This window comes from Klebsiella sp. R390 (assembly GCF_051131745.1).
Lineage (GTDB): Bacteria > Pseudomonadota > Gammaproteobacteria > Enterobacterales > Enterobacteriaceae > Klebsiella.
Map to the genome: position 1 here is coordinate 3,111,157 of NZ_CP180445.1, position 19,570 is coordinate 3,130,726.

Genomic DNA, 19,570 nt, shown 5'->3' on the forward strand with positions numbered 1-19,570 from the left:
CCAGTCGCCGCACGAGGGTCTCAGAATGTTCCGGACGCGCTATTTAACATATTCAATCTCGTTCACGTACCAGCTGGCTTCGCCTGCCGGGGTGTTGACCACCGCCAGGTCGCCGACCTCTTTTTTCAACAGCGCGCGGGCCATCGGCGAGTCGATGGAGATGTAGTCTTTGCGCCCGAAGATTTCATCGTAGCCCACGATGCGAAAACGCTTGGTATCGCCGTCGTCGTTTTCGATTTCCACCCACGCGCCGAAGAACACTTTGCCCTCCTGCTGCGGGGAGTAATCGACAATCTTCAGATGTTCCAGACATTTGGTAAGGTAGCGTACCCGGCGGTCAATTTCGCGCAGACGCTTTTTGTTGTACTGGTAATCCGCATTCTCGCTCCGGTCACCGAGGCTGGCAGCCCAGGTCACTTTCTTCGTCACTTCCGGACGTTCTTCACGCCACAAATAGTCCATTTCTTTTTTAAGTTTTTCATACCCTTCACGGGTGATCAGCGGCGTTTTCATTCATCGATCTACCTTCAGGTTACCGGTATTGCACATGGGGATGTGCGGTTGCGCACAATTCGTAGTGCGTAATAATACCGACAGGATAAATAATGTGTCTTATGATTAAATGTATGCTTAAGCTGCTGTTAAATATGCTTTGTAACAATTTAGCCTGGAATATATACCAGATTTAGCTGGTGGGCGAGCCGGGCTTTTTTGAGAATACGCACTGACAAATGCAGTGAACCTTTGGGAGTATAAACAATGCAAGAGAATTATAAGATTCTTGTTGTCGATGATGACATGCGTCTGCGTGCGCTGCTCGAACGTTATCTGACCGAGCAAGGCTTCCAGGTTCGTAGCGTCGCAAACGCTGAACAGATGGATCGTCTGTTAACCCGCGAATCGTTCCACCTTATGGTGCTGGATCTGATGTTACCGGGCGAAGATGGCTTGTCCATTTGTCGTCGTCTGCGTAGCCAGAGCAACCCGATGCCGATCATCATGGTGACGGCGAAAGGGGAAGAAGTTGACCGTATCGTGGGCCTCGAAATCGGTGCTGACGACTACATTCCGAAACCATTTAACCCGCGTGAACTGCTGGCCCGTATCCGTGCCGTGCTCCGCCGCCAGGCGAATGAGCTGCCGGGTGCACCGTCGCAGGAAGAAGCGGTAATCGCTTTCGGCAAGTTTAAGCTGAACCTCGGCACCCGCGAGATGTTCCGTGAAGATGAGCCGATGCCGCTCACCAGCGGCGAGTTTGCGGTGCTGAAAGCGCTGGTCAGCCATCCTCGCGAACCGCTCTCCCGCGACAAGCTGATGAACCTGGCTCGTGGTCGTGAGTACTCGGCGATGGAGCGTTCCATCGACGTGCAAATCTCCCGTCTGCGCCGCATGGTGGAAGAAGATCCGGCCCATCCGCGTTATATCCAGACCGTGTGGGGGCTTGGCTACGTATTTGTACCGGACGGCGCTAAGGCATGAAACGCCTGCGCTTCTCGCCGCGAAGCTCGTTTGCCCGCACCCTGTTGCTGATCGTCACTCTGCTGTTTGTCAGCCTGGTGACGACCTATCTGGTGGTGCTGAACTTTGCGATCCTGCCGAGCCTCCAGCAGTTTAATAAGGTGCTGGCGTACGAAGTGCGTATGCTGATGACCGATAAACTGCAGCTGGAGGACGGTACCCAACTGGTGGTGCCGCCGGCGTTTCGGCGCGAGATTTATCGCGAGCTGGGGATTTCGCTCTACTCCAACGAAGCGGCGGAAGATGCAGGTCTGCGCTGGGCGCAGCATTATGAGTTCTTAAGTCAGCAGATGGCGCACCAGCTAGGTGGGCCAACCGAAGTGCGGGTTGAGGTGAATAAAAGCTCTCCCGTGGTGTGGTTGAAAACCTGGCTGTCACCCAATATCTGGGTGCGCGTACCGCTGACGGAAATCCATCAGGGCGACTTCTCGCCGCTGTTCCGCTATACCCTGGCAATTATGCTGCTGGCGATTGGCGGGGCCTGGCTGTTTATTCGTATTCAGAACCGCCCCTTGGTCGATCTGGAACATGCGGCGTTGCAGGTTGGACGCGGCATTATTCCGCCGCCGCTGCGGGAGTACGGTGCCTCTGAAGTGCGATCGGTGACCCGGGCCTTTAACCATATGGCCGCCGGCGTCAAACAGTTGGCGGACGACCGAACCCTGCTAATGGCTGGCGTCAGTCACGATCTGCGAACGCCGTTGACGCGTATTCGCCTGGCGACGGAGATGATGGGCGAAGAGGACGGTTACCTCGCCGAATCGATTAACAAAGATATCGAAGAGTGTAACGCCATCATTGAGCAGTTCATCGACTACCTGCGTACCGGTCAGGAGATGCCGATGGAGCTGGCGGACCTGAACTCGGTGTTGGGTGAGGTTATCGCGGCGGAGAGCGGTTACGAGCGGGAAATCGCGACTAACCTGCAGGCAGGCGAAATCCCTCTGCGGATCCACCCGCTGTCGATCAAGCGTGCCCTGGCCAATATGGTGGTTAACGCCGCGCGTTATGGTAACGGTTGGATTAAAGTGAGCAGCGGTAGCGAAGCCAACAGCGCGTGGTTCCAGGTCGAGGATGATGGCCCGGGGATCAAGCCGGAGCAGCGCGAACATCTGTTCCAGCCGTTTGTCCGCGGCGACAGCGCCCGAAGCACCAGTGGAACCGGACTGGGGCTGGCGATTGTGCAGCGTATTATTGATAACCATAACGGCCGCCTGGAGATTGGTTCCAGCGAGCGCGGTGGGTTGTTGATTCGTGCGTGGCTGCCGGTGCCGTTCCAGCGTGTACAGGCGCCTACGAAGGCAGGGAAAGAGAGTTAATCTACCCGGGCACGCACCGGCAGGGTGTGAGTCGGTGAGAAACTAAAAAAGCCGGGCATTTGCCCGGCTTTTTCTTTATTTACCGCCTGTTACCGCGGATTAGCGTTTCGGGCCTGCGGCCACCAGCGCTGCGCCTGCCGGCGTGTCAGTGTACTTCTCAAAATTCTCAACGAACAGTTTCGCCAGCTGCTCGGCTTTTTCCTGCCACTGCTCCGGCGACGCGTAGGTATTACGCGGGTCGAGAATATGCGTATCCACACCCGGCAGTGAGGTCGGGATCTGCAGATCAAACATCGGCAGGGTGAAGGTTTCCGCATCGTCCAGCGAACCGTCGAGAATGGCGTCGATAATGGCGCGGGTATCTTTAATCGAGATACGTTTGCCGGTGCCGTTCCAGCCGGTGTTGACCAGGTAGGCCTGGGCGCCGGATGCCTGCATGCGTTTTACCAGCACTTCCGCATACTGCGTCGGGTGCAGCGACAGGAACGCCGCGCCGAAACAGGCCGAGAAGGTCGGCGTTGGCTCGGTCACACCACGCTCGGTGCCTGCCAGCTTGGCGGTAAAGCCGGAGAGGAAGTGGTACTGGGTCTGGTCAGCGGTCAGGCGCGATACCGGCGGCAGTACGCCGAAGGCATCCGCAGTCAGGAAGATGACTTTGGTGGCATGACCCGCTTTAGAGACCGGCTTAACAATGTTTTCGATATGATCGATCGGGTAGGAGACACGGGTGTTCTCGGTTTTCGAACCATCATCGAAATCAATGGTGCCGTCAGCGCGCACGACAACGTTTTCCAGCAGCGCATCGCGGCGGATGGCGTGATAGATATCCGGCTCGGCGGCTTCCGACAGTTTAATGGTTTTGGCGTAGCAACCGCCTTCGAAGTTGAAGACGCCGTCGTCATCCCAGCCGTGCTCGTCATCGCCAATCAGGCGGCGTTTCGGGTCGGTAGACAGGGTGGTTTTGCCGGTGCCGGAAAGCCCGAAGAAGACCGCAACGTCCCCTTTTTCGCCGACGTTGGCGGAGCAGTGCATCGACGCGATGCCCTGCAGCGGCAGCAGGTAGTTCATGATAGAGAACATCCCTTTCTTCATCTCGCCGCCGTACCAGGTCCCGCCGATCAGCTGAATGCGCTCGGTCAGGTTGAAGGCGACGAAGTTCTCAGAGTTCAGACCCTGTTCTTGCCACTGCGGGTTGGTGCATTTCGCGCCGTTCATCACGATAAAGTCTGGCGTAAAGTTAGCCAGCTCTTCTTCGCTTGGGCGGATGAACATGTTTTTGACAAAGTGTGCCTGCCAGGCCACTTCGGTAATAAAACGCACGCTCAGGCGGGTGTCGGCGTTGGCGCCACAGAATGCATCAACGATGAAAAGACGCTTACCTGAAAGCTGGTTGGTGACCAGTCCTTTCAGATGTTGCCAGGTTTCCTGAGACAGCGGTTTGTTGTCATTCTTACCGTTGCCTTTATCTGACCACCATACGGTGTCGCGGGTGGTGTCATCGCGAACGATATATTTATCTTTCGGAGAACGACCGGTGAAAATGCCGGTATCGACAGCGATCGCGCCGAGACTGGTGAGGATACCACGCTCATACCCTTCCAGACTGGGATCGAGTTCCTCTTGATACAATGTTTCGTAGCTTGGGTTGTGGACGATATCCTGGACGTCGTTGATACCATAAGCCTTGAGATCCTGCGGGGTTAAACCATGATTAACGCGCATGTCACTGCTCCTTAGCCATTAAGATATACTGCTTCAAATTGTAGGGGTTCTTTAGGGGTATAGACCGCGACCAGGCTCATAGATTTACGTATCTCGACAAACGCCTTACTTACGAAAAACACGGTGACTCCTGTCACGAAGCGTGCGTGATTATCTCAGGAAAATGGCGATGGGTGGTGATAGATGTTTCTTATTGGTTAAAAAGTAATTAAAGAAACTGCCGAAATGTGAATGTAATCGCTTTCTTGAAAGAAAGTTACGTAACTCTTTCAGTGAAAATCGATTCATCTCGCGAAGGAAAATTTCACGCCAGCGGCGGCGGCGGCAGAAAACCGACACCGGGCCCGCTGGCGGGGAAGAAAATCAGTGAACCTGAGGGTCGGCCGGAGACGCGTTATTGCGGATCTCGGCGATATCCATCGCATTGAAGAGGTAATGACTGCCGCAGTAATCGCAGTGCATATCAATTTCGCCTTCGTCAGCCAGGATGCTGTCGATCTCTTCATCCGGCAGCGTTTTCAGCGCACCGGCGCAGCGCTCGCGAGAACAGGTGCATTTAAATTCCACATTCTGCGGATCGTAAACGGTCACTTCTTCTTCGTGATACAGGCGCCACAGTACGTCGGTCGCAGAGAGGGTGAACAGCTCTTCGGCTTTGATGGTCTCCGTCAGGGTCGCCAGATGCTCAAAGTCTGTCGCTTGTGCATCCTGTGCTGGCATTACCTGCAGTAACATGCCTCCGGCCATCGGTTTACCTTCAAGTTCGCCGGTACGGATGACCAGACGGGTCGGCAGCTGCTCAGAGCGCTGGAAATAATCTTCCAGACAGGCCGCGAGAGTGTCGCCTTCCAGACCGACGACGCCCTGATAGCGCTCGCCTTCATCCGGAGAGATAGTAATGACGAGATAACCATTACCGACCAGCGTTTTCAGATCCGCATTTTCCGGAATATCGCCCTGAACGCGCGCGACGCCGCGCAGCTGCTGTTGGTTGGTGCCGTTAATCACCGCCAGAGATAGCGGCCCGTCGCCCTGCAACTGCACGGTAATATCACCGGCAAATTTCAGCGTTGCGGTCAGCAGGCTGGTGGCAACCAGCAGCTCTGCCAGCACGGTTTTGACCGGCTGCGGATAGCTGTGATTCTCCAGAATCTGCGCCAGGGTTTCTGATACGGTCACCAGTTCACCGCGTACGGCAACGTTTTCAAACAGGTAACGATGTAATTGATCGTGTTGAGTCATAATTATCTCTCTTGCTGGCCACAGTGGCTTCTACGGAAATAGAAGGTTATTCACTGTCACCGTGTTTAAATCTCATCAGGTCGCGGCGTTCTTTCTTGTCCGGACGTCTGTCGGGATGGGGCATGGTCAGCGCGTTCATTTTGCGCGCCAGCGCCGTTTTCTCGCGCTTTTCGATGCTCTCCGCCGTCTCTTCATACAACGAGACGGCTTCGCTGGCGGGCCGGCGCTGTTCCATGATCGCTTTGACGAGTAGCGTGCGGTCGTCATTGCCCTGGCGTAGGGTCAGGATTGCGCCTGGTTCGACGATTTTCCCCGGTTTACTACGCTGCCCGTTGTAGTGCACCTTACCGCCTTCAATCATCTCGCGCGCCAGCGCGCGGGTTTTATAGATGCGGGCCGCCCACAGCCATTTGTCCAGCCTGACGGCGTCGACGGGTTTTTCTTTCATGGCCTCTCCTGTTGGGTCAGGGAAGGGATCAGCCGCCGGTAATCGTTCAACCCAGGGTGGCGAGCATAGCTTTTTTCCGCCAGCCCGGAATCCGGATTGGTGATGCCAAGGCAGTAGCGAATACCGAACTGCGCGGCAGCATCCAGAATGGCCTCGTTATCATCGACAAAGAGCGTTTTACGCGCATCAAAGCCGGTTTCTTCCTCGACCGCACGCCATAAGCGCTGATCCTCTTTCGGATAACCAAATGTGTGGGTGGAAAGCAATAAATCAAGGTGTGCATCGAGGCCGGTATGCTTAAGTTTAACGGCCAGGTTGTGCGGATGGGCGTTGGTCAACAGGATCCGCTGCTTGCCGCTGGCTTTGAGCGCATCAAGAAACGGCACGGTATCTTCACGCAGTGCCGCTCGTGGACCCTGCTCGCTGGTCATCGCACGAATATCCAAATTCAGACGCTCGCTCCAGTAATCAAGACAGTACCAGTTTAGCGTATGCTGAACGGCATGGTACTCCTGGTGCATCGCCTCTTTGGCTTCTGTCAGGCTGAGCCCGCGTGCGGCCCCCCAGGTTTCCGGAACCAGCTTTTGCCAGAAATAGTTGTCGAAGGCGAGGTCGAGCAGCGTGCCATCCATATCCAGCAGAACGGTATCGACCTCCTGCCAGGCAATATCTACGTGCATGGTGAGTCTCCAGCGAGGGGGGAAATGCGCGACAGGGTATCACACCCATCGCGCCGGGAATTACTCTTGATGATCCGTTGAGGGGATGAGGACCGGATTCAGGCAGCTTTCATAGTATTTTTGAATATCTTCCATTCGCTGACGATGGCGCTGGTAGCGACGAATCGTCAGGACCCCGTGCCAGGACATGCAGCCTAACATCGTCAGCAGCAGCAGGGTGGTGCCAAGATAGCGCCACAGGCCTGAGCGGTCGGGAATGCGATGCAGATTAATGTGCTGTGTCCCGTTGGCATCGGTGAACAGATTAGTGACAATTCCTTCGGCGTGGAATGGTGTACGCATCAGCATGCCCGCCAACCGTTGCAGCTCTCCCCACTGTTCATGCGCCGGATAGTCATACAGGCTGGTGGTGGGCCACGGCTGATTGACCAGTTCACTGCCTTCATCGCTGGCGATCACAAAGCCGCCAGGGGCCGGGCTGTTCAGCGCTTGTGCTGCACGCGATGTCTCACGGACGATAAACGGCGCGGTTGACGTGGTAACCAGGTTCTCCAGTGATTCTGCGCTCACCGGACGAAGAAGCACGTTGACGCCATCCAGCTTGCCTGAACTGGCGCGCTTGGTCAGCGCTTCCCAGTTACGGGTATTACCGAGGTTAACCAGGGCATTTTTCAACCGGGTGCAGTCATCTTTGGCTGCGCACAAGTTATTGGTTTTGATTACGATATCGCCAAAGTCGTCCAGCAGTACCATGCCTGATTTCTGGATTGCCGAACGCAGCGCCGGGCTGACGCGGGAATCATCGTCCGGATCAGGGTGCAGCTGGCGCTGCACGGACTGCATCAGCGCGGTGGCTTTACTGACAATGTCGGACTCCGGCAGCGGCAGCGGCGGGGCTTCATTCCAGATGATCTGTGAGCAATCGAAGGGCATGAATGGCGAATTTTCTTTTGCCGTCCAGCTGTCGGGAGAGTGGATATTGCACATCCCAATCCCTTTCAGCCTGAGCGTATCGCCGATGCGAACCTGCGACTTTTCCATTTGCGCGACGGTGGTGGCTTCAATCGTCTGCGCGCCTTTCAACCACGAGAGGGTGAATTTAAAGGGCATATTCAACGGCACGCTGGCCCACAGCATCATCACCACCAGCAGCGCGCCGCTGGCGATAATGGCGCTGCGCAGCCAGTACTGCAGAGGAAAGTGTTTCACCTCATCGTGCAATGACAGGAAGCGTCCCTGGCGAACAACGTGACGGCTCAGATAAATATCGATATCCGTTTGTTGTCCGAGGTCCTGGGCAATCCAGGGCTGCCAGTGGCGTGGATAAATCAGATCGATAATTCCCAGGGAGATGTTGTTGATCTGCTCCTGGTCATTTTCGCCAAACAGGCCCCAGCGTTTTGGCATCCCACGCAGACAGTGGATCTCCCGAAGCGAGGTCTTACGTGGCGGGGCATAGATACCCCACAGGCCTGCTGCCAGCAACAGCAAGCCGCCGGCCAGCAACCACGGCGTAAATACGTAGGGACTGATCAGACTGAAGTAAAACAGCAGGAACGAGGCGACGATCAGGATGGCTTCACGAAGGCCGTCAGGGCGAATCAGGGCATGTTCTTCCTGGGTTTCCTGACGAATGTTCAGCAGCTCAATTTGCTCGCTCTCTTCCCCGCGTATCGAGGCCTGAGTGGCTGATACCCGCTCAAGCGCAAAGTTGCGATGCTCCTGCGGATAATCGCTGAGCGCGTGACCATTGAGTGCAATGACCAACGGCAGGCTTTCGGTGGGGATCAGCTCAACGCTATTTTCGTCATTAATATATTGTTCCCAGAACGGTGGCAGATGAACTTCAACCGAGTCGAGGAAATAGCGCCATTTGTTCGGTTCGTCAGAGGTAATGCCGTAGCGCGTAATCGCACGGGTGACGGTAAAGACGGTATCGCTCTGCAGCGTTAATGCGAGATTGGCCGGCGCCACGCTGGCTCCGGATGCTGGCGTCTGCTGTGCGCGATTGACACCCTCAAGGTACTTTTCTACCGCCCGCTGTTCATCCGTCGTGATCTTGCGCGTCGTGGCGTCACTAAAGGCATGCAGCAGGGGGAGGCGGCGACGTCTGGCATGCACGCGATACCACCACCCGATGAGCAATGCGCAGATTAGCAGAGCTGTGAAAGAAATCAGAAAGGTGCCCATGCCCATCCCATCATAGTTATTCTTTTCTTACAGGTTCGTCGATTGCATAACACGTTGCGCAAACCTGCAGTTTGCTCGTGGCAGATGTCGTGTAAATACGGGAAAAAATAGTATGCGATACAGCTGCCTGGTAGCTTATCAAAAACGCAAAAAATCAGGAATCAGTAAATTCTCAAAGACATTTCAAACTATTGACTTTTTTATCTTAATCAGCGTCCGTCTGCCTGTATTTAGGTTGCAATTATGTAAATTAGTGGCGAATTGAATTGCCGAAACCGTGGCGCGTATCGCACAATGACTTCTGGAATCACAGCATAGATCGATAACAATGAGCAAATCATTACAAAAACCCACCATTCTTAATGTTGAAACAGTAGCGCGTTCGCGTCTTTTTAACGTTGAAAGTGTGGATCTGGAGTTCAGCAACGGCGTGCGTCGCGTGTATGAACGCATGCGTCCTTCTACGCGTGAAGCCGTGATGATTGTCCCGATTGTTGATGACCACCTCATTCTGATTCGTGAATATGCCGTCGGCACCGAATCCTATGAACTGGGGTTCTCCAAAGGGTTGATTGATCCAGGGGAAACCGTGCTGGAGGCTGCCAACCGCGAGCTGAAAGAAGAAGTCGGTTTTGGCGCCAACCAGCTGACGTTCCTGAAAAAACTCAGCATGGCGCCGTCGTATTTCTCCAGCAAGATGAATATTCTGGTGGCGGAAGACCTGTATCCGGAATCGCTGCCGGGCGATGAGCCGGAGCCGTTACCGCAGGTGCGCTGGCCGATATCGCAACTGATGGCGCTGCTGGATGAAGAAGACTTTAATGAAGCGCGCAACGTCAGTGCGTTGTTCCTGGTCCGCGAATGGTTGCTGGCGCAGGGGCGTTTGTAGTTCGCTAAAGTCAGTTGCCGACCCAAGCAGATACATAAAGAAAAAGCGCCCGCAGGCGCTTTTTTTGTCAGAACAATTCGTGAGTTTCGCCACCGCCATCGGTGATGGTGGTCCCCACTTCATGAACCGCCTGATGAGTAGGCTGTGTGCCTTCGATGAAGTATTCGGCGCGGCTGTTACCCCCGCTCGCGAGCTGCCCGGTGCTTCGGTCGATATTGACCGTCACCACGCCAGGTGGCGGAGTTAACGGCTCTTCTGGTACGCCTTCCAGGACCTGTTTCATAAAGTCATCCCAGGCCGGCTGGGCGCTTTTTGCTCCCCCTTCATAGCCAGAGATCTGATCTTTAATCGCCCCGGAAGCGGTGGTCCGCCCCAGGTCGCGACGGTGATCGTCAAAACCAATCCACACCGAAGTGACGACCCCAGGACCGTAACCCGAGAACCAGGCATCTTTAGAGCTGTTAGTGGTCCCGGTTTTGCCGCCGATATCTTTGCGTTGCAGATCGCGACCGGCACGCCAGCCGGTACCCATCCAGCCCGGCTCACCGAATATGTTCGTGTTCAGCGCGCTTTTAATCAGGAATGCCAGCGGGGTGTTAATCACGTGCGGTGCGTATTCCTGCGTACCGGTTTGCGCAACCAGAGACTGGTTAGCCTGTTCAAGCTGTGGCTGCGGCGGTACCGGGACATTCTGCGCGGTGTCAGAGGTGGCAACATCTTCGACATCTTTATTTTCCAGCACGTTGGATTTCGGTGTATCACCGTAAATCACCGGCACGTCACACTGCGGGCAGGCAATCTTCGGTCGCTCTTCGAAGATCACACCGGCCTGGTCGTTCTCGATTTTGCTGATAAAGAAAGGTGTTACCAGGAAGCCGCCGTTAGCCATCACCGAGTAACCGCGGGCCACCTGCAGTGGCGTAAAGGAAGCGGAACCCAGCGCCAGCGATTCGGTTCGCACGATATTCTGTGCCGGGAAGCCGAAACGCTGCAGATATTCCGCGGCATAATCGACGCCCATAGCGCGCATGGCACGCACCATCACCACGTTTTTCGACTGTCCCAGTCCCTGACGAAGACGGATCGGGCCGGCGTACTGCGGCGGGGAGTTTTTCGGCTGCCAGTCAGAACCGGCGCCGGCATCCCAACGGGAAATCGGTACGTCATTGAGCATGCTTGCCAGGGTCAGGCCTTTATCCATTGCCGCGGTGTAGAGGAACGGCTTGATGTTTGAGCCGACCTGACGCAGCGCCTGGGTCGCGCGGTTAAATTTGCTCTGATTGAAATCGAAACCGCCAACCAACGCAATAATGGCACCGTTTTGCGGGTTGATGGACACCAACGCCGAGTTAACATCCGGAACCTGCGAGAGCGACCAGTTAGTACCTACCTGACGCACCCACACCTGCTGCCCGGCCTGCAGTACGTCGGTCACTTTACGTGGTGTGGCGCCCTGTTGGGTATCGGAGATAAAACGACGCGCCCAGCGGACGGCATCAATATTCAGCGTGACGGCGGTGCCGTTGCCCAATAGTGCGACGGCTTCCTGTGGGTTCGCCGCGGTGATCACCGCAGGCGCCAACGGCCCATATCCCGGAAGACCTTTGAGCGTCGTCAGAATTTTGGCGTTATCCCACGGGGTTTCACCCACTTTCCACAGGACATTTGCCGGGCCGCGGTAGCCGTGGCGCATATCGTAATCCAGCACATTGTTGCGCACTGCTTGCTGGGCCGATTGCTGATTTTTACGCGTAATAGTGGTGTAAACGCGGTAGCCATCTTCATAAGCCTGCTCGCCGTAGCGGCGGACCATTTCCTGGCGGACCATTTCACTCAGATAAGGCGCGGAGAAGGCAATCTCTGGTGCGTGGTAGCGTGCGTCGATGCTTTCGCTACGTGCGCTGTCGTACTGCGCCTGAGTGATATAGCCTTCACTCAACATGCGCGCCAGAACCACGTTACGACGTGCGGTGGCGCGATCCATCGAATAGAGTGGGTTAAAGGTCGACGGGGCTTTAGGCAGGCCGGCGATCACCGCCATTTCGCTCAGCGTCAGCTGATCAACGTTTTTACCAAAGTAGACCTGCGCTGCTGCGCCAACGCCGTAGGCACGGTAGCCGAGATAGATTTTATTCAGGTACAGCTCAAGGATTTCATCTTTATTCAGCAGCTGCTCGATGCGGATCGCCAGGAAGGCTTCTTTAATCTTACGCATCAGGGTCTTCTCCGGACTCAGGAAGAAGTTACGCGCAAGCTGCTGAGTGATGGTACTGGCGCCTTGCGAAGCATGCCCGGAGAACATGGCCACGCTGGCGGCACGGAAGATACCGACGGGGTCAACGCCGTGGTGCTCATAGAAACGGCTGTCTTCGGTGGCAATAAACGCTTTGATCAGTTCAGGCGGCATTTGCTGCAACGTGACAGGAATACGACGTTTTTCGCCATATTGCGCGATCAGCTCGCCATCCGCGCTATAGACCTGCATGGGGATCTGCAAACGCACATCCTTCAGGGTCGCGACGTCGGGGAGTTGCGGCTCAATATATTTATAAAGGCCAAAAACCGAGCCTGCTCCCAGCAGTACGCAACAGACTGCAAGGATCAATAGATACTTTACGAACTTCACCGGAGATTTCCCATTTAGTTTGATTTGGGCAGTTTATAAACAAACGCGCGGTAGTATAAAGGCAAGCCTGGTGCATTGATAGAGTCGAGCCGTAATGGCGGACAAGGAGATCGTAAGCATGGCTTTCACTAACTGGCGAATAGGGATGCATATCCAGCAGGACGAAATCGTGCTTGTAGCGCTGCGCAATGTACGTGCACGCTGGGCGCTATGTCGTTGGTGGCGTATTCCGCTGACACCCGGAACCGTACGTCATGGGATGGTGGTTGACGTTGTCGGCTTGGCACAGCAACTGCGTCACTGGCGGCGAGAGCTGCCGCTGCAACACCAGGTCAGCATTGCCTTTCCGGCCAGCCGAACTCTGCAAAAGCGGCTGCCACGGCCGCAATTGTCCCTCAGCGAAAGTGAACGCGCGCAATGGATAACCAGCGTCATGGCTCAGCAACTGGAAATGCCCGTCGCTTCACTCTGCATCGATTATTCTGCCGCACCGGCAATGACGGAATGGCGGGTGACGGCGGCACAACGTCTGGAGATCGACCTGCTGCGCCAGTTCGCGGCGCGTCTGAAGTTAAGAGTGGCAGAGATTGTGCCGGATGCCAGTGCCCTCAGCGCCTATTTTCCCTGGCTGCCTTCAGGGTCGCATGGTCTGGGGTGGCGTCATGGCCCGAACTGGCTGTGGGCCACGCAAGAGGGCTGGGGCTGTTCGCCTTGCGCTGAAATCGCTTCGTTTGCGCAGCTCGCCCGGCAGATCAACGCCGAATCACTCCAGCACTGTGCTGCTGGTTCCGGCGATGAAACCTGTTTTAACCCCTGGAGTGTGATTCATCGCCTGCAACCCCCGCTGCCGGAGGGTGACGATAGCTTCACCGTGGCGATCGGACTGGCGTTAGGCGGGCGTTAACTATGGCTGCGCTGGTTAATTTTCTACCCTGGCGTGACGTGCGCCGCCGTCAGCGAGTTCGTATTGGGGTGTTGTATGCCATCGGACTGGGGTTGTCGCTGCTGACGATCGCCGTGGCTCAGCGGGTAGCTCATGACGCTGACGAGGCGCTTGTCGTGGTACGCATGGCGGCGGACAACCAACTCTTTGCTGCCCTCAGCCAGCGTGAAAGCCTGCTGTTGGAGCGGCGTCAACAGCGTGAACAACGGCGCCAGCGGCAGCAGAGACGAGCGTTGACCGAGTCCTGGCATCAGCGTTTACAGACCATTGCCGCGCGGCTGCCGCCGCAGGCCTGGTTAACCCGGCTGGAGTATCAGCGTGATGCCCTGACATTGAACGGGATGGCCTTGAACCTGAACGCCGTATCGGGGCTGCAGCAGCTCCTGAGTTCGGTCTCCGGGTTCCAGCCCGCACGGGCTGGTGAAACGCGTCGCGGTGAGCAGGGGTACTGGCAGTTTAGTTTTTCTCTTGCCGGAGAGCACGTCGATGCGCGCGACCATTGAGCACTGGTGGGGGCTGCTTTGTTCCGGGCGTGGCGGCCAGCTGGCGCTGCCATTCGTGCTGGTATTGCTGGTGGCGGGGTATTTCTGGTTCTCGTTATCACCTCCGCCAGTTGAAAGCCATGAGCCTCCTGGTATCCGTCTGCAGTGGCTGCGGCTGATGCCGTTACAGGTCGCTTCGCCGCTGGATAGCGTTGAAGAACGGGGCACGCAGCGTTTTTCTCCGATGACGCTGCCCGGAACTGACAGCAAACTGGTGGCCTGGCGTCCTGTGGGACGAGGAGGAGAGCTGGTGCTGGATGTCCGCTGGCAGGCGGTTCCGCCCCTGTTTTTGTGGCTAGCGCAGTGTGGTATGCGAGTCACGGCATTTTCGCTTCACCCGCACAAGGGATCGTTGCAAATGACACTGGCGCTGGAGGCCGAGCATGAGGATTAACGGATGGTGCCTGCTGTGGCTGCTTCCGTTGCCGGTGCTGGCTGCCGATCGCGATCCGTTTGAGCCGGTGGAAGACCACTGCCAGACGGCGCAGCTGGCGCAATGGCACTACGGCGGCGCAGTGGGTACTGCGCAGCAGAACGTGGGTTACCTGCAGGACCGCACAGGTAAATGGCGCCGCGTGCGCGTGGATGACGCTTTGCCTCCCGGCTGGCTAGTTACTGCGCTGACGGCGGAACGCATTGAAATCACTACCGGGCCAGGATGCGAACCCTTGCATTGGGCGTGGAAGCGAAAGGAGAACGGAATAAATGATGCGATGGATAAGCCTGCTGATTCTGCTGCTGCCAGCACTGGTGGTTACCGCACCCGGAGCGGTAAAAAATGAGCCGCCAGTTTCTTTAATGGTTGATGATGTTCCTGTTGCCCAGGTGCTGCAGACTCTGGCAGAAATGCGGCAAAAAAACCTGATTATCGCGCCGGACGTCAGCGGTTCGCTGTCGCTGCACCTGAAAAATGTTTCCTGGCAGCAGGCGTTACGTTCGGTTATCGATAGCGCCGGGCTGACGCTGAGCCAGCAGGGCACCGTTCTCTATGTACACACGCTGGCCTGGAAAAGCGCCCAGCAGGCGCAGCAGGAGGCGGAACGTGAGAAGCGCTTGTTGAGCTTACCGTTACAACGGCACAGCGTGACTTTGCGCTATGCCGATGCGACGGAGCTGGCGAAGGCCGGGGATAAATTACTCAGCGCGCGTGGCAGCCTGACGGTGGATGCACGCACTAATCGCCTGTTGATGCGCGATGATGCCCGCCATCTTGCGATCCTGAAAGCGTGGGCGCAGGAGATGGATCTCCCGGTTGGTCAGGTCGAACTGGCTGCGCATATTGTGTCCATGAGTGAAACCAGCCTGCGAGAGCTGGGGGTGAAATGGAGCCTGGCCGAGGCCAGCAATACGCCTGGTTTCGGCAAGCTCACAACCTTTAGCAGCCAGCAAGGGGTAAGTAATGCCGATACACGGGCCGGTTTTAATATCGGTCGCATCAGTGGGCGACTGCTGGAGCTCGAACTCTCGGCGCTGGAGCAAAAGCAGCTGGTGGAAATCATCGCCAGCCCTCGCTTGCTGGCTTCCCACATGCAGCCTGCCAGCATTAAACAGGGGAGCGAGATCCCATACCAGGTTTCCCGGGGTGAAAACGGGGCGACATCGGTGGAGTTTAAAGAAGCGGTGTTAGGCATGGAGGTCACGCCGACGGTTTTGCAGCAAAACCGCGTGCGCCTGAAGTTACGGATTAGCGAAAATACGCCGGGTCAGGCCCTGAAACAGGAGAATGGCGAAGTCCTGGCGATCGACAAACAAGAAATTGAAACCCAGGTCGAAGTGAAAAGCGGTGAAACGCTGGCGCTGGGCGGCATATTTTCACAAAAAAAGAAATCAGCCCGGGATGGTATTCCCCTTCTTAGCGATATCCCATTGCTTGGCCAGCTGTTTCGTCACGATGGTAAAGGGAAGGAGCGGCGTGAACTGGTGGTCTTCATCACCCCACGAATTCTGGCAGTGCATTAAGCCCTTTTCTTGCTAAACACGTTTCAGGTGTTTGACGTGAGGACGGATTTAGCATACAAGGGGTACCGATTTGAGAGTCGGGTTCGGCATCAATCTTCTTTTTTGTCCGGTGATTGCAACAAGATCATTCAGGATGCATCAAGGCGGCACGCTGATTTACCCCCAGAATCATAGATAACTATGCACCTGGAGGCGAAAAAGTGCAGCCGACGGCAGGGTAGTTTGAATATTGACTAGTATATTCAGTTGCCAAACCTGCCTGAGTATTGAGATAATTTTCAGTCTGACTCTCGCTCTATTGCATATGAGGTTTCAGTTCATGTCCTGCTGCGCCAGGTAGTTGCGAAGCGGGTTTACCATTAACGAATAGTCTTAGTAGTACCGAAAAAATGGCAGAGAAACGCAATATCTTTCTGGTTGGGCCTATGGGTGCCGGCAAAAGCACTATTGGGCGCCAGTTAGCCCAACAGCTCAATATGGAATTTTACGATTCTGATCAAGAGATTGAGAAACGCACTGGCGCAGATGTAGGCTGGGTTTTCGATGTCGAAGGTGAAGACGGCTTCCGCGACCGTGAAGAAAAGATCATCAATGAGTTGACGGAAAAACAGGGAATTGTGCTGGCGACTGGCGGCGGCTCTGTGAAATCCCGTGAAACGCGTAACCGTCTCTCCGCCCGCGGCGTGGTGGTGTACCTGGAAACAACGATCGAAAAACAGCTTGCCCGTACGCAGCGTGATAAAAAGCGTCCTCTCTTACAAGTTGAAGCGCCGCCTCGCGAAGTTCTTGAAGCGTTGGCCGACGAACGCAACCCACTGTATGAAGAGATTGCTGACGTCACTATCCGTACCGACGATCAAAGCGCAAAAGTCGTGGCAAACCAGATTATTCATATGCTGGAAAGCAATTGATTCTGGCTTAATAAAGAGCGTCAGAGTAAAAGCAACTGAGGTGGACGTCGCGTTATGGAGAGGCTTACTGTAACTCTCGGGGAACGTAGTTACCCGATTACCATCGCGGCTGGTTTGTTTAACGATCCAGCTTCCTTCCAGCCACTGAAATCAGGCGATCAGGTTATGCTGGTCACCAATGAGACTCTGGCGCCGCTTTATTTGGATAACGTTCGCTCCGTGATGGAGCAGGCGGGTGTTAAGGTTGACAGTGTCATTCTCCCTGACGGCGAGCAGTACAAAAGCCTGGCAGTGATGGACACCGTCTTTACCGCCCTGCTGCAAAAACCGCATGGCCGTGATACGACGCTGGTGGCGCTCGGTGGTGGTGTAGTCGGTGATTTAACCGGCTTTGCTGCGGCCAGCTATCAGCGCGGCGTGCGTTTTATCCAGGTTCCAACCACTCTGCTGTCGCAGGTGGACTCCTCGGTCGGTGGTAAAACGGCCGTCAATCATCCCCTCGGTAAAAACATGATTGGTGCCTTCTGGCAGCCGGTTTCCGTGGTCGTCGATCTCAACTGTCTTAAGACGTTGCCGGCTCGCGAGCTCTCTTCCGGACTGGCCGAAGTCATCAAATATGGCATTATCCTGGACCCTGAATTCTTCAGCTGGCTTGAAGACAATATCGACGCGCTGATGGCGCTTGACGAGAAAGCAATGGCGTATTGCATTCGCCGTTGTTGTGAACTGAAAGCCGAAGTTGTCGCCGCTGACGAGCGCGAAACCGGGTTACGTGCTTTACTCAATCTTGGACATACTTTTGGTCATGCTATTGAGGCTGAAATGGGCTACGGTAACTGGCTCCACGGCGAAGCCGTCGCTGCCGGTATGGTGATGGCCGCGCATACGTCCGAACGATTAGGGCAGTTCAGCAAACAGGACACTCAGCGTATCATTACGCTGTTGCAGCGTGCGGGCTTGCCGGTACGTGGACCGCAGGAGATGTCTGCGCAAGCGTATCTGCCCCACATGATGCGTGATAAGAAAGTACTGGCCGGTGAGATGCGGCTGGTACTTCCGCTCGCTATAGGGAAAAGCGAAGTACGCGGTGGAGTGCCGCATGATGTTGTTCTTGGCGCGATTGCTGATACTCAGCTAGCGCAACAATAAGAAGGTCTAGCCGCGCTTGCGCGGCGTTATCATTTCAGGTGACATGCAAAAGTCGTGAGCATAAGCCTTTTAGTGGGGTGTTAAATGGATGAATTAAAACCAGAAGACGATCTGAAAGCCGATCGCAGCGATCGTCGTACTGGTCGTTCCCGTCAATCTTCCGAGCGCGATAGCGATCCGCAGATCAATTTTGATGATGTCGATCTTGATGCGGATGACAGCCGTCCAACACGTGCCAGTAAAGCACGCCGTGAGCGCGATGAAGAAGAGTATGAAGAGGACGTAGAGTCTGAAGAAGACGAAGAGCAGGAAGAGCAGCAGGTAGAGCGCCGTCCGCGTAAGCGTAAGAAAGCGCCCTCCAAGCCAGCGTCTCGCCAGTATATTATGATGGGGGTGGGGATCCTCGTGCTGCTGCTGCTGATTGTTGGCATCGGCTCTGCGCTGAAGTCGCCGTCCTCTTCCAGCGAACAAACCGCATCAGGTGAGAAGAGCATTAACCTTTCAGACGATCAGTCGGGTAATGCTCAGCCAGCCTCTCAGGAGCCGTCTGCTTCTCAGGGTCAGACTGCGGGTACCACTCAGCAGCAGGACGTCTCGCTGCCGCCAATCGCCGCTAACCCGACTCAAGGCCAGACGACCACTGAGCCGCAAGGGCAGCAGCGTGTTGAAGTTCAGGGCGATCTGAACAATGCACTGACTCAGCAACCGGGTCAGATTGACAGCGCAGTGGCCAACTCCACACTGCCGACCGAACCTGCCACCGTTGCTCCGGTACGCAATGGCGCCGCGCCGCGTCAGGCGACAACCGAGCGTCAGACTGCCGCCGCCCAGCGTCCGGTAGAGCGTAAGCATACGGTTATTGAGCCGAAGCCAGTCGCGAAAGCACCGGTTGAAGCGAAGCCAGTACAGCCTAAGCGCGTAGAAAGCACTGCTGCAACCGCCCCGGTGAAAACACCTGCTACCCAGCCGAGCAAGCCTGTTGCAACCGCACAGACTAAACCTGCTCCGGCAACCACGGCGACTGCACCAGCGGCCACTGCAGCAGCCACGACAGCGGCGCCGGCAGCAGTAGCAGCCGGCGGTAAAACTGCGGGTGATGTCAGCTCCATGAAAGCGGCACCGTCTGGCAACTATACTTTGCAACTTAGCTCCTCCTCCAACTACAACAACCTGAATAGCTGGGCGAAGAAAGCGAAGCTGGAAAAATATGTTGTCTACGAGACCACCCGCAACGGTCAACCCTGGTATGTACTGGTTAGCGGCATCTACGCATCGAAAGACGAAGCGAAACGTGCTGTAGCCACTCTGCCAGCGGACGTGCAGGCGAAAAACCCGTGGGCGAAACCGCTGCATCAGGTACAAGCTGACCTGAAATAAGCGCGGTGTAGTCTTAAGCGCAGGGTGCTGTCGGAGCTTTCTCCACAGCCGGAGA

General features: G+C 55.8%; 18 protein-coding genes. 11 read left to right on the top strand and 7 right to left on the bottom strand.

The window, feature by feature from the left end; all coding sequences use genetic code 11:
- Positions 1-39: 39 nt before the first annotated feature.
- Complete coding sequence (gene greB / locus ACMYSP_RS14385) at positions 40-513, bottom strand: transcription elongation factor GreB (protein ID WP_123757324.1); 474 nt, start codon at positions 511-513, stop codon at positions 40-42.
- A gap of 246 nt (positions 514-759) precedes the next feature.
- On the opposite strand from greB, the gene ompR reads away from it, so the two are divergent.
- Both ompR and envZ read left to right on the top strand, forming a co-directional pair.
- A complete protein-coding gene (ompR, locus tag ACMYSP_RS14390; protein WP_006177890.1) occupies positions 760-1,479 on the top strand; it encodes an osmolarity response regulator transcription factor OmpR in 720 nt (239 codons plus the stop codon).
- Positions 1,476-2,837 (top strand): two-component system sensor histidine kinase EnvZ, encoded by a 1,362-nt coding sequence (gene envZ, locus ACMYSP_RS14395; RefSeq protein ID WP_434582716.1) that lies wholly within the window; start codon positions 1,476-1,478, stop codon positions 2,835-2,837. The genes ompR and envZ overlap by 4 nt, the downstream gene beginning before the upstream one ends.
- A gap of 99 nt (positions 2,838-2,936) precedes the next feature.
- On the opposite strand, the gene pckA is transcribed toward envZ, so the two are convergent.
- From pckA to ACMYSP_RS14420, 5 genes are all read right to left on the bottom strand, one after another.
- Positions 2,937-4,559 (bottom strand): phosphoenolpyruvate carboxykinase (ATP), encoded by a 1,623-nt coding sequence (gene pckA / locus ACMYSP_RS14400; protein WP_434582717.1) that lies wholly within the window; start codon positions 4,557-4,559, stop codon positions 2,937-2,939.
- A gap of 363 nt (positions 4,560-4,922) precedes the next feature.
- Positions 4,923-5,807, bottom strand: coding sequence for an Hsp33 family molecular chaperone HslO (gene hslO, locus ACMYSP_RS14405; RefSeq protein ID WP_434587102.1), 885 nt, complete (start codon positions 5,805-5,807; stop codon positions 4,923-4,925).
- Positions 5,808-5,847: 40 nt separating this feature from the next.
- Positions 5,848-6,249: a ribosome-associated heat shock protein Hsp15 gene (gene hslR / locus ACMYSP_RS14410; RefSeq protein WP_123757328.1), complete on the bottom strand. Its 402-nt coding sequence runs from the start codon at positions 6,247-6,249 to the stop codon at positions 5,848-5,850.
- The gene (yrfG, locus tag ACMYSP_RS14415; protein WP_434582718.1) at positions 6,246-6,929 is read right to left on the bottom strand and encodes a GMP/IMP nucleotidase; all 684 of its coding nucleotides are present in this window, start codon (positions 6,927-6,929) and stop codon (positions 6,246-6,248) included. Before yrfG ends, hslR begins: the two co-directional genes overlap by 4 nt.
- A 60-nt stretch (positions 6,930-6,989) precedes the next feature.
- Entirely contained in the window at positions 6,990-9,119 is a 2,130-nt protein-coding gene (locus ACMYSP_RS14420) for an intracellular growth attenuator family protein (RefSeq protein WP_434582719.1), read from the bottom strand.
- A gap of 328 nt (positions 9,120-9,447) precedes the next feature.
- Between ACMYSP_RS14420 and nudE the strand changes: the two genes are divergently transcribed.
- Positions 9,448-10,008, top strand: a complete 561-nt coding sequence (nudE, locus tag ACMYSP_RS14425) for an ADP compounds hydrolase NudE (protein ID WP_434582720.1) — start codon at positions 9,448-9,450, stop codon at positions 10,006-10,008.
- Positions 10,009-10,075: 67 nt separating this feature from the next.
- On the opposite strand, the gene mrcA is transcribed toward nudE, so the two are convergent.
- Positions 10,076-12,634 carry a peptidoglycan glycosyltransferase/peptidoglycan DD-transpeptidase MrcA gene (gene mrcA / locus ACMYSP_RS14430; RefSeq protein ID WP_434582721.1) on the bottom strand — a complete coding sequence of 853 codons (2,559 nt, stop codon included), beginning with the start codon at positions 12,632-12,634 and terminating at the stop codon, positions 10,076-10,078.
- 118 nt (positions 12,635-12,752) lie between these two features.
- On the opposite strand from mrcA, the gene ACMYSP_RS14435 reads away from it, so the two are divergent.
- The 8 genes from ACMYSP_RS14435 to damX all read left to right on the top strand — a co-directional run bounded on the left by ACMYSP_RS14435 (position 12,753) and on the right by damX (position 19,515).
- Complete coding sequence (locus tag ACMYSP_RS14435) at positions 12,753-13,538, top strand: pilus assembly protein (protein WP_434582722.1); 786 nt, start codon at positions 12,753-12,755, stop codon at positions 13,536-13,538.
- A gap of 2 nt (positions 13,539-13,540) precedes the next feature.
- Entirely contained in the window at positions 13,541-14,080 is a 540-nt protein-coding gene (locus tag ACMYSP_RS14440) for a PilN domain-containing protein (protein ID WP_434582723.1), read from the top strand.
- Positions 14,064-14,513, top strand: coding sequence for a hypothetical protein (locus tag ACMYSP_RS14445; protein ID WP_434582724.1), 450 nt, complete (start codon positions 14,064-14,066; stop codon positions 14,511-14,513). The genes ACMYSP_RS14440 and ACMYSP_RS14445 overlap by 17 nt, the downstream gene beginning before the upstream one ends.
- Positions 14,503-14,901: a HofP DNA utilization family protein gene (locus ACMYSP_RS14450; protein ID WP_434582725.1), complete on the top strand. Its 399-nt coding sequence runs from the start codon at positions 14,503-14,505 to the stop codon at positions 14,899-14,901. Before ACMYSP_RS14445 ends, ACMYSP_RS14450 begins: the two co-directional genes overlap by 11 nt.
- Positions 14,825-16,078 carry a DNA uptake porin HofQ gene (gene hofQ, locus ACMYSP_RS14455; protein ID WP_434582726.1) on the top strand — a complete coding sequence of 418 codons (1,254 nt, stop codon included), beginning with the start codon at positions 14,825-14,827 and terminating at the stop codon, positions 16,076-16,078. Before ACMYSP_RS14450 ends, hofQ begins: the two co-directional genes overlap by 77 nt.
- A gap of 389 nt (positions 16,079-16,467) precedes the next feature.
- On the top strand, positions 16,468-16,989 hold the full coding sequence (gene aroK / locus ACMYSP_RS14460; protein WP_004868452.1) for a shikimate kinase AroK: 522 nt from the start codon (positions 16,468-16,470) through the stop codon (positions 16,987-16,989).
- A 54-nt stretch (positions 16,990-17,043) separates the two neighbouring features.
- Entirely contained in the window at positions 17,044-18,138 is a 1,095-nt protein-coding gene (gene aroB / locus ACMYSP_RS14465; RefSeq protein WP_174510131.1) for a 3-dehydroquinate synthase, read from the top strand.
- Between the two features lie 84 nt (positions 18,139-18,222).
- The gene (damX, locus tag ACMYSP_RS14470) at positions 18,223-19,515 is read left to right on the top strand and encodes a cell division protein DamX (RefSeq protein ID WP_434582727.1); all 1,293 of its coding nucleotides are present in this window, start codon (positions 18,223-18,225) and stop codon (positions 19,513-19,515) included.
- Positions 19,516-19,570: the final 55 nt, after the last annotated feature.

Coding starts and splice junctions, on each gene's coding strand:
- greB (WP_123757324.1), bottom strand. CDS start 513: ATGAAAACGCCGCTGATCACCCGTGAAGGGTATGAAAAACTTAAAAAA.
- ompR (WP_006177890.1), top strand. CDS start 760: ATGCAAGAGAATTATAAGATTCTTGTTGTCGATGATGACATGCGTCTG.
- envZ (WP_434582716.1), top strand. CDS start 1,476: ATGAAACGCCTGCGCTTCTCGCCGCGAAGCTCGTTTGCCCGCACCCTG.
- pckA (WP_434582717.1), bottom strand. CDS start 4,559: ATGCGCGTTAATCATGGTTTAACCCCGCAGGATCTCAAGGCTTATGGT.
- hslR (WP_123757328.1), bottom strand. CDS start 6,249: ATGAAAGAAAAACCCGTCGACGCCGTCAGGCTGGACAAATGGCTGTGG.
- yrfG (WP_434582718.1), bottom strand. CDS start 6,929: ATGCACGTAGATATTGCCTGGCAGGAGGTCGATACCGTTCTGCTGGAT.
- ACMYSP_RS14420 (WP_434582719.1), bottom strand. CDS start 9,119: ATGGGCACCTTTCTGATTTCTTTCACAGCTCTGCTAATCTGCGCATTG.
- nudE (WP_434582720.1), top strand. CDS start 9,448: ATGAGCAAATCATTACAAAAACCCACCATTCTTAATGTTGAAACAGTA.
- ACMYSP_RS14435 (WP_434582722.1), top strand. CDS start 12,753: ATGGCTTTCACTAACTGGCGAATAGGGATGCATATCCAGCAGGACGAA.
- ACMYSP_RS14440 (WP_434582723.1), top strand. CDS start 13,541: ATGGCTGCGCTGGTTAATTTTCTACCCTGGCGTGACGTGCGCCGCCGT.
- ACMYSP_RS14445 (WP_434582724.1), top strand. CDS start 14,064: ATGCGCGCGACCATTGAGCACTGGTGGGGGCTGCTTTGTTCCGGGCGT.
- ACMYSP_RS14450 (WP_434582725.1), top strand. CDS start 14,503: ATGAGGATTAACGGATGGTGCCTGCTGTGGCTGCTTCCGTTGCCGGTG.
- hofQ (WP_434582726.1), top strand. CDS start 14,825: ATGATGCGATGGATAAGCCTGCTGATTCTGCTGCTGCCAGCACTGGTG.
- aroK (WP_004868452.1), top strand. CDS start 16,468: ATGGCAGAGAAACGCAATATCTTTCTGGTTGGGCCTATGGGTGCCGGC.
- aroB (WP_174510131.1), top strand. CDS start 17,044: ATGGAGAGGCTTACTGTAACTCTCGGGGAACGTAGTTACCCGATTACC.
- damX (WP_434582727.1), top strand. CDS start 18,223: ATGGATGAATTAAAACCAGAAGACGATCTGAAAGCCGATCGCAGCGAT.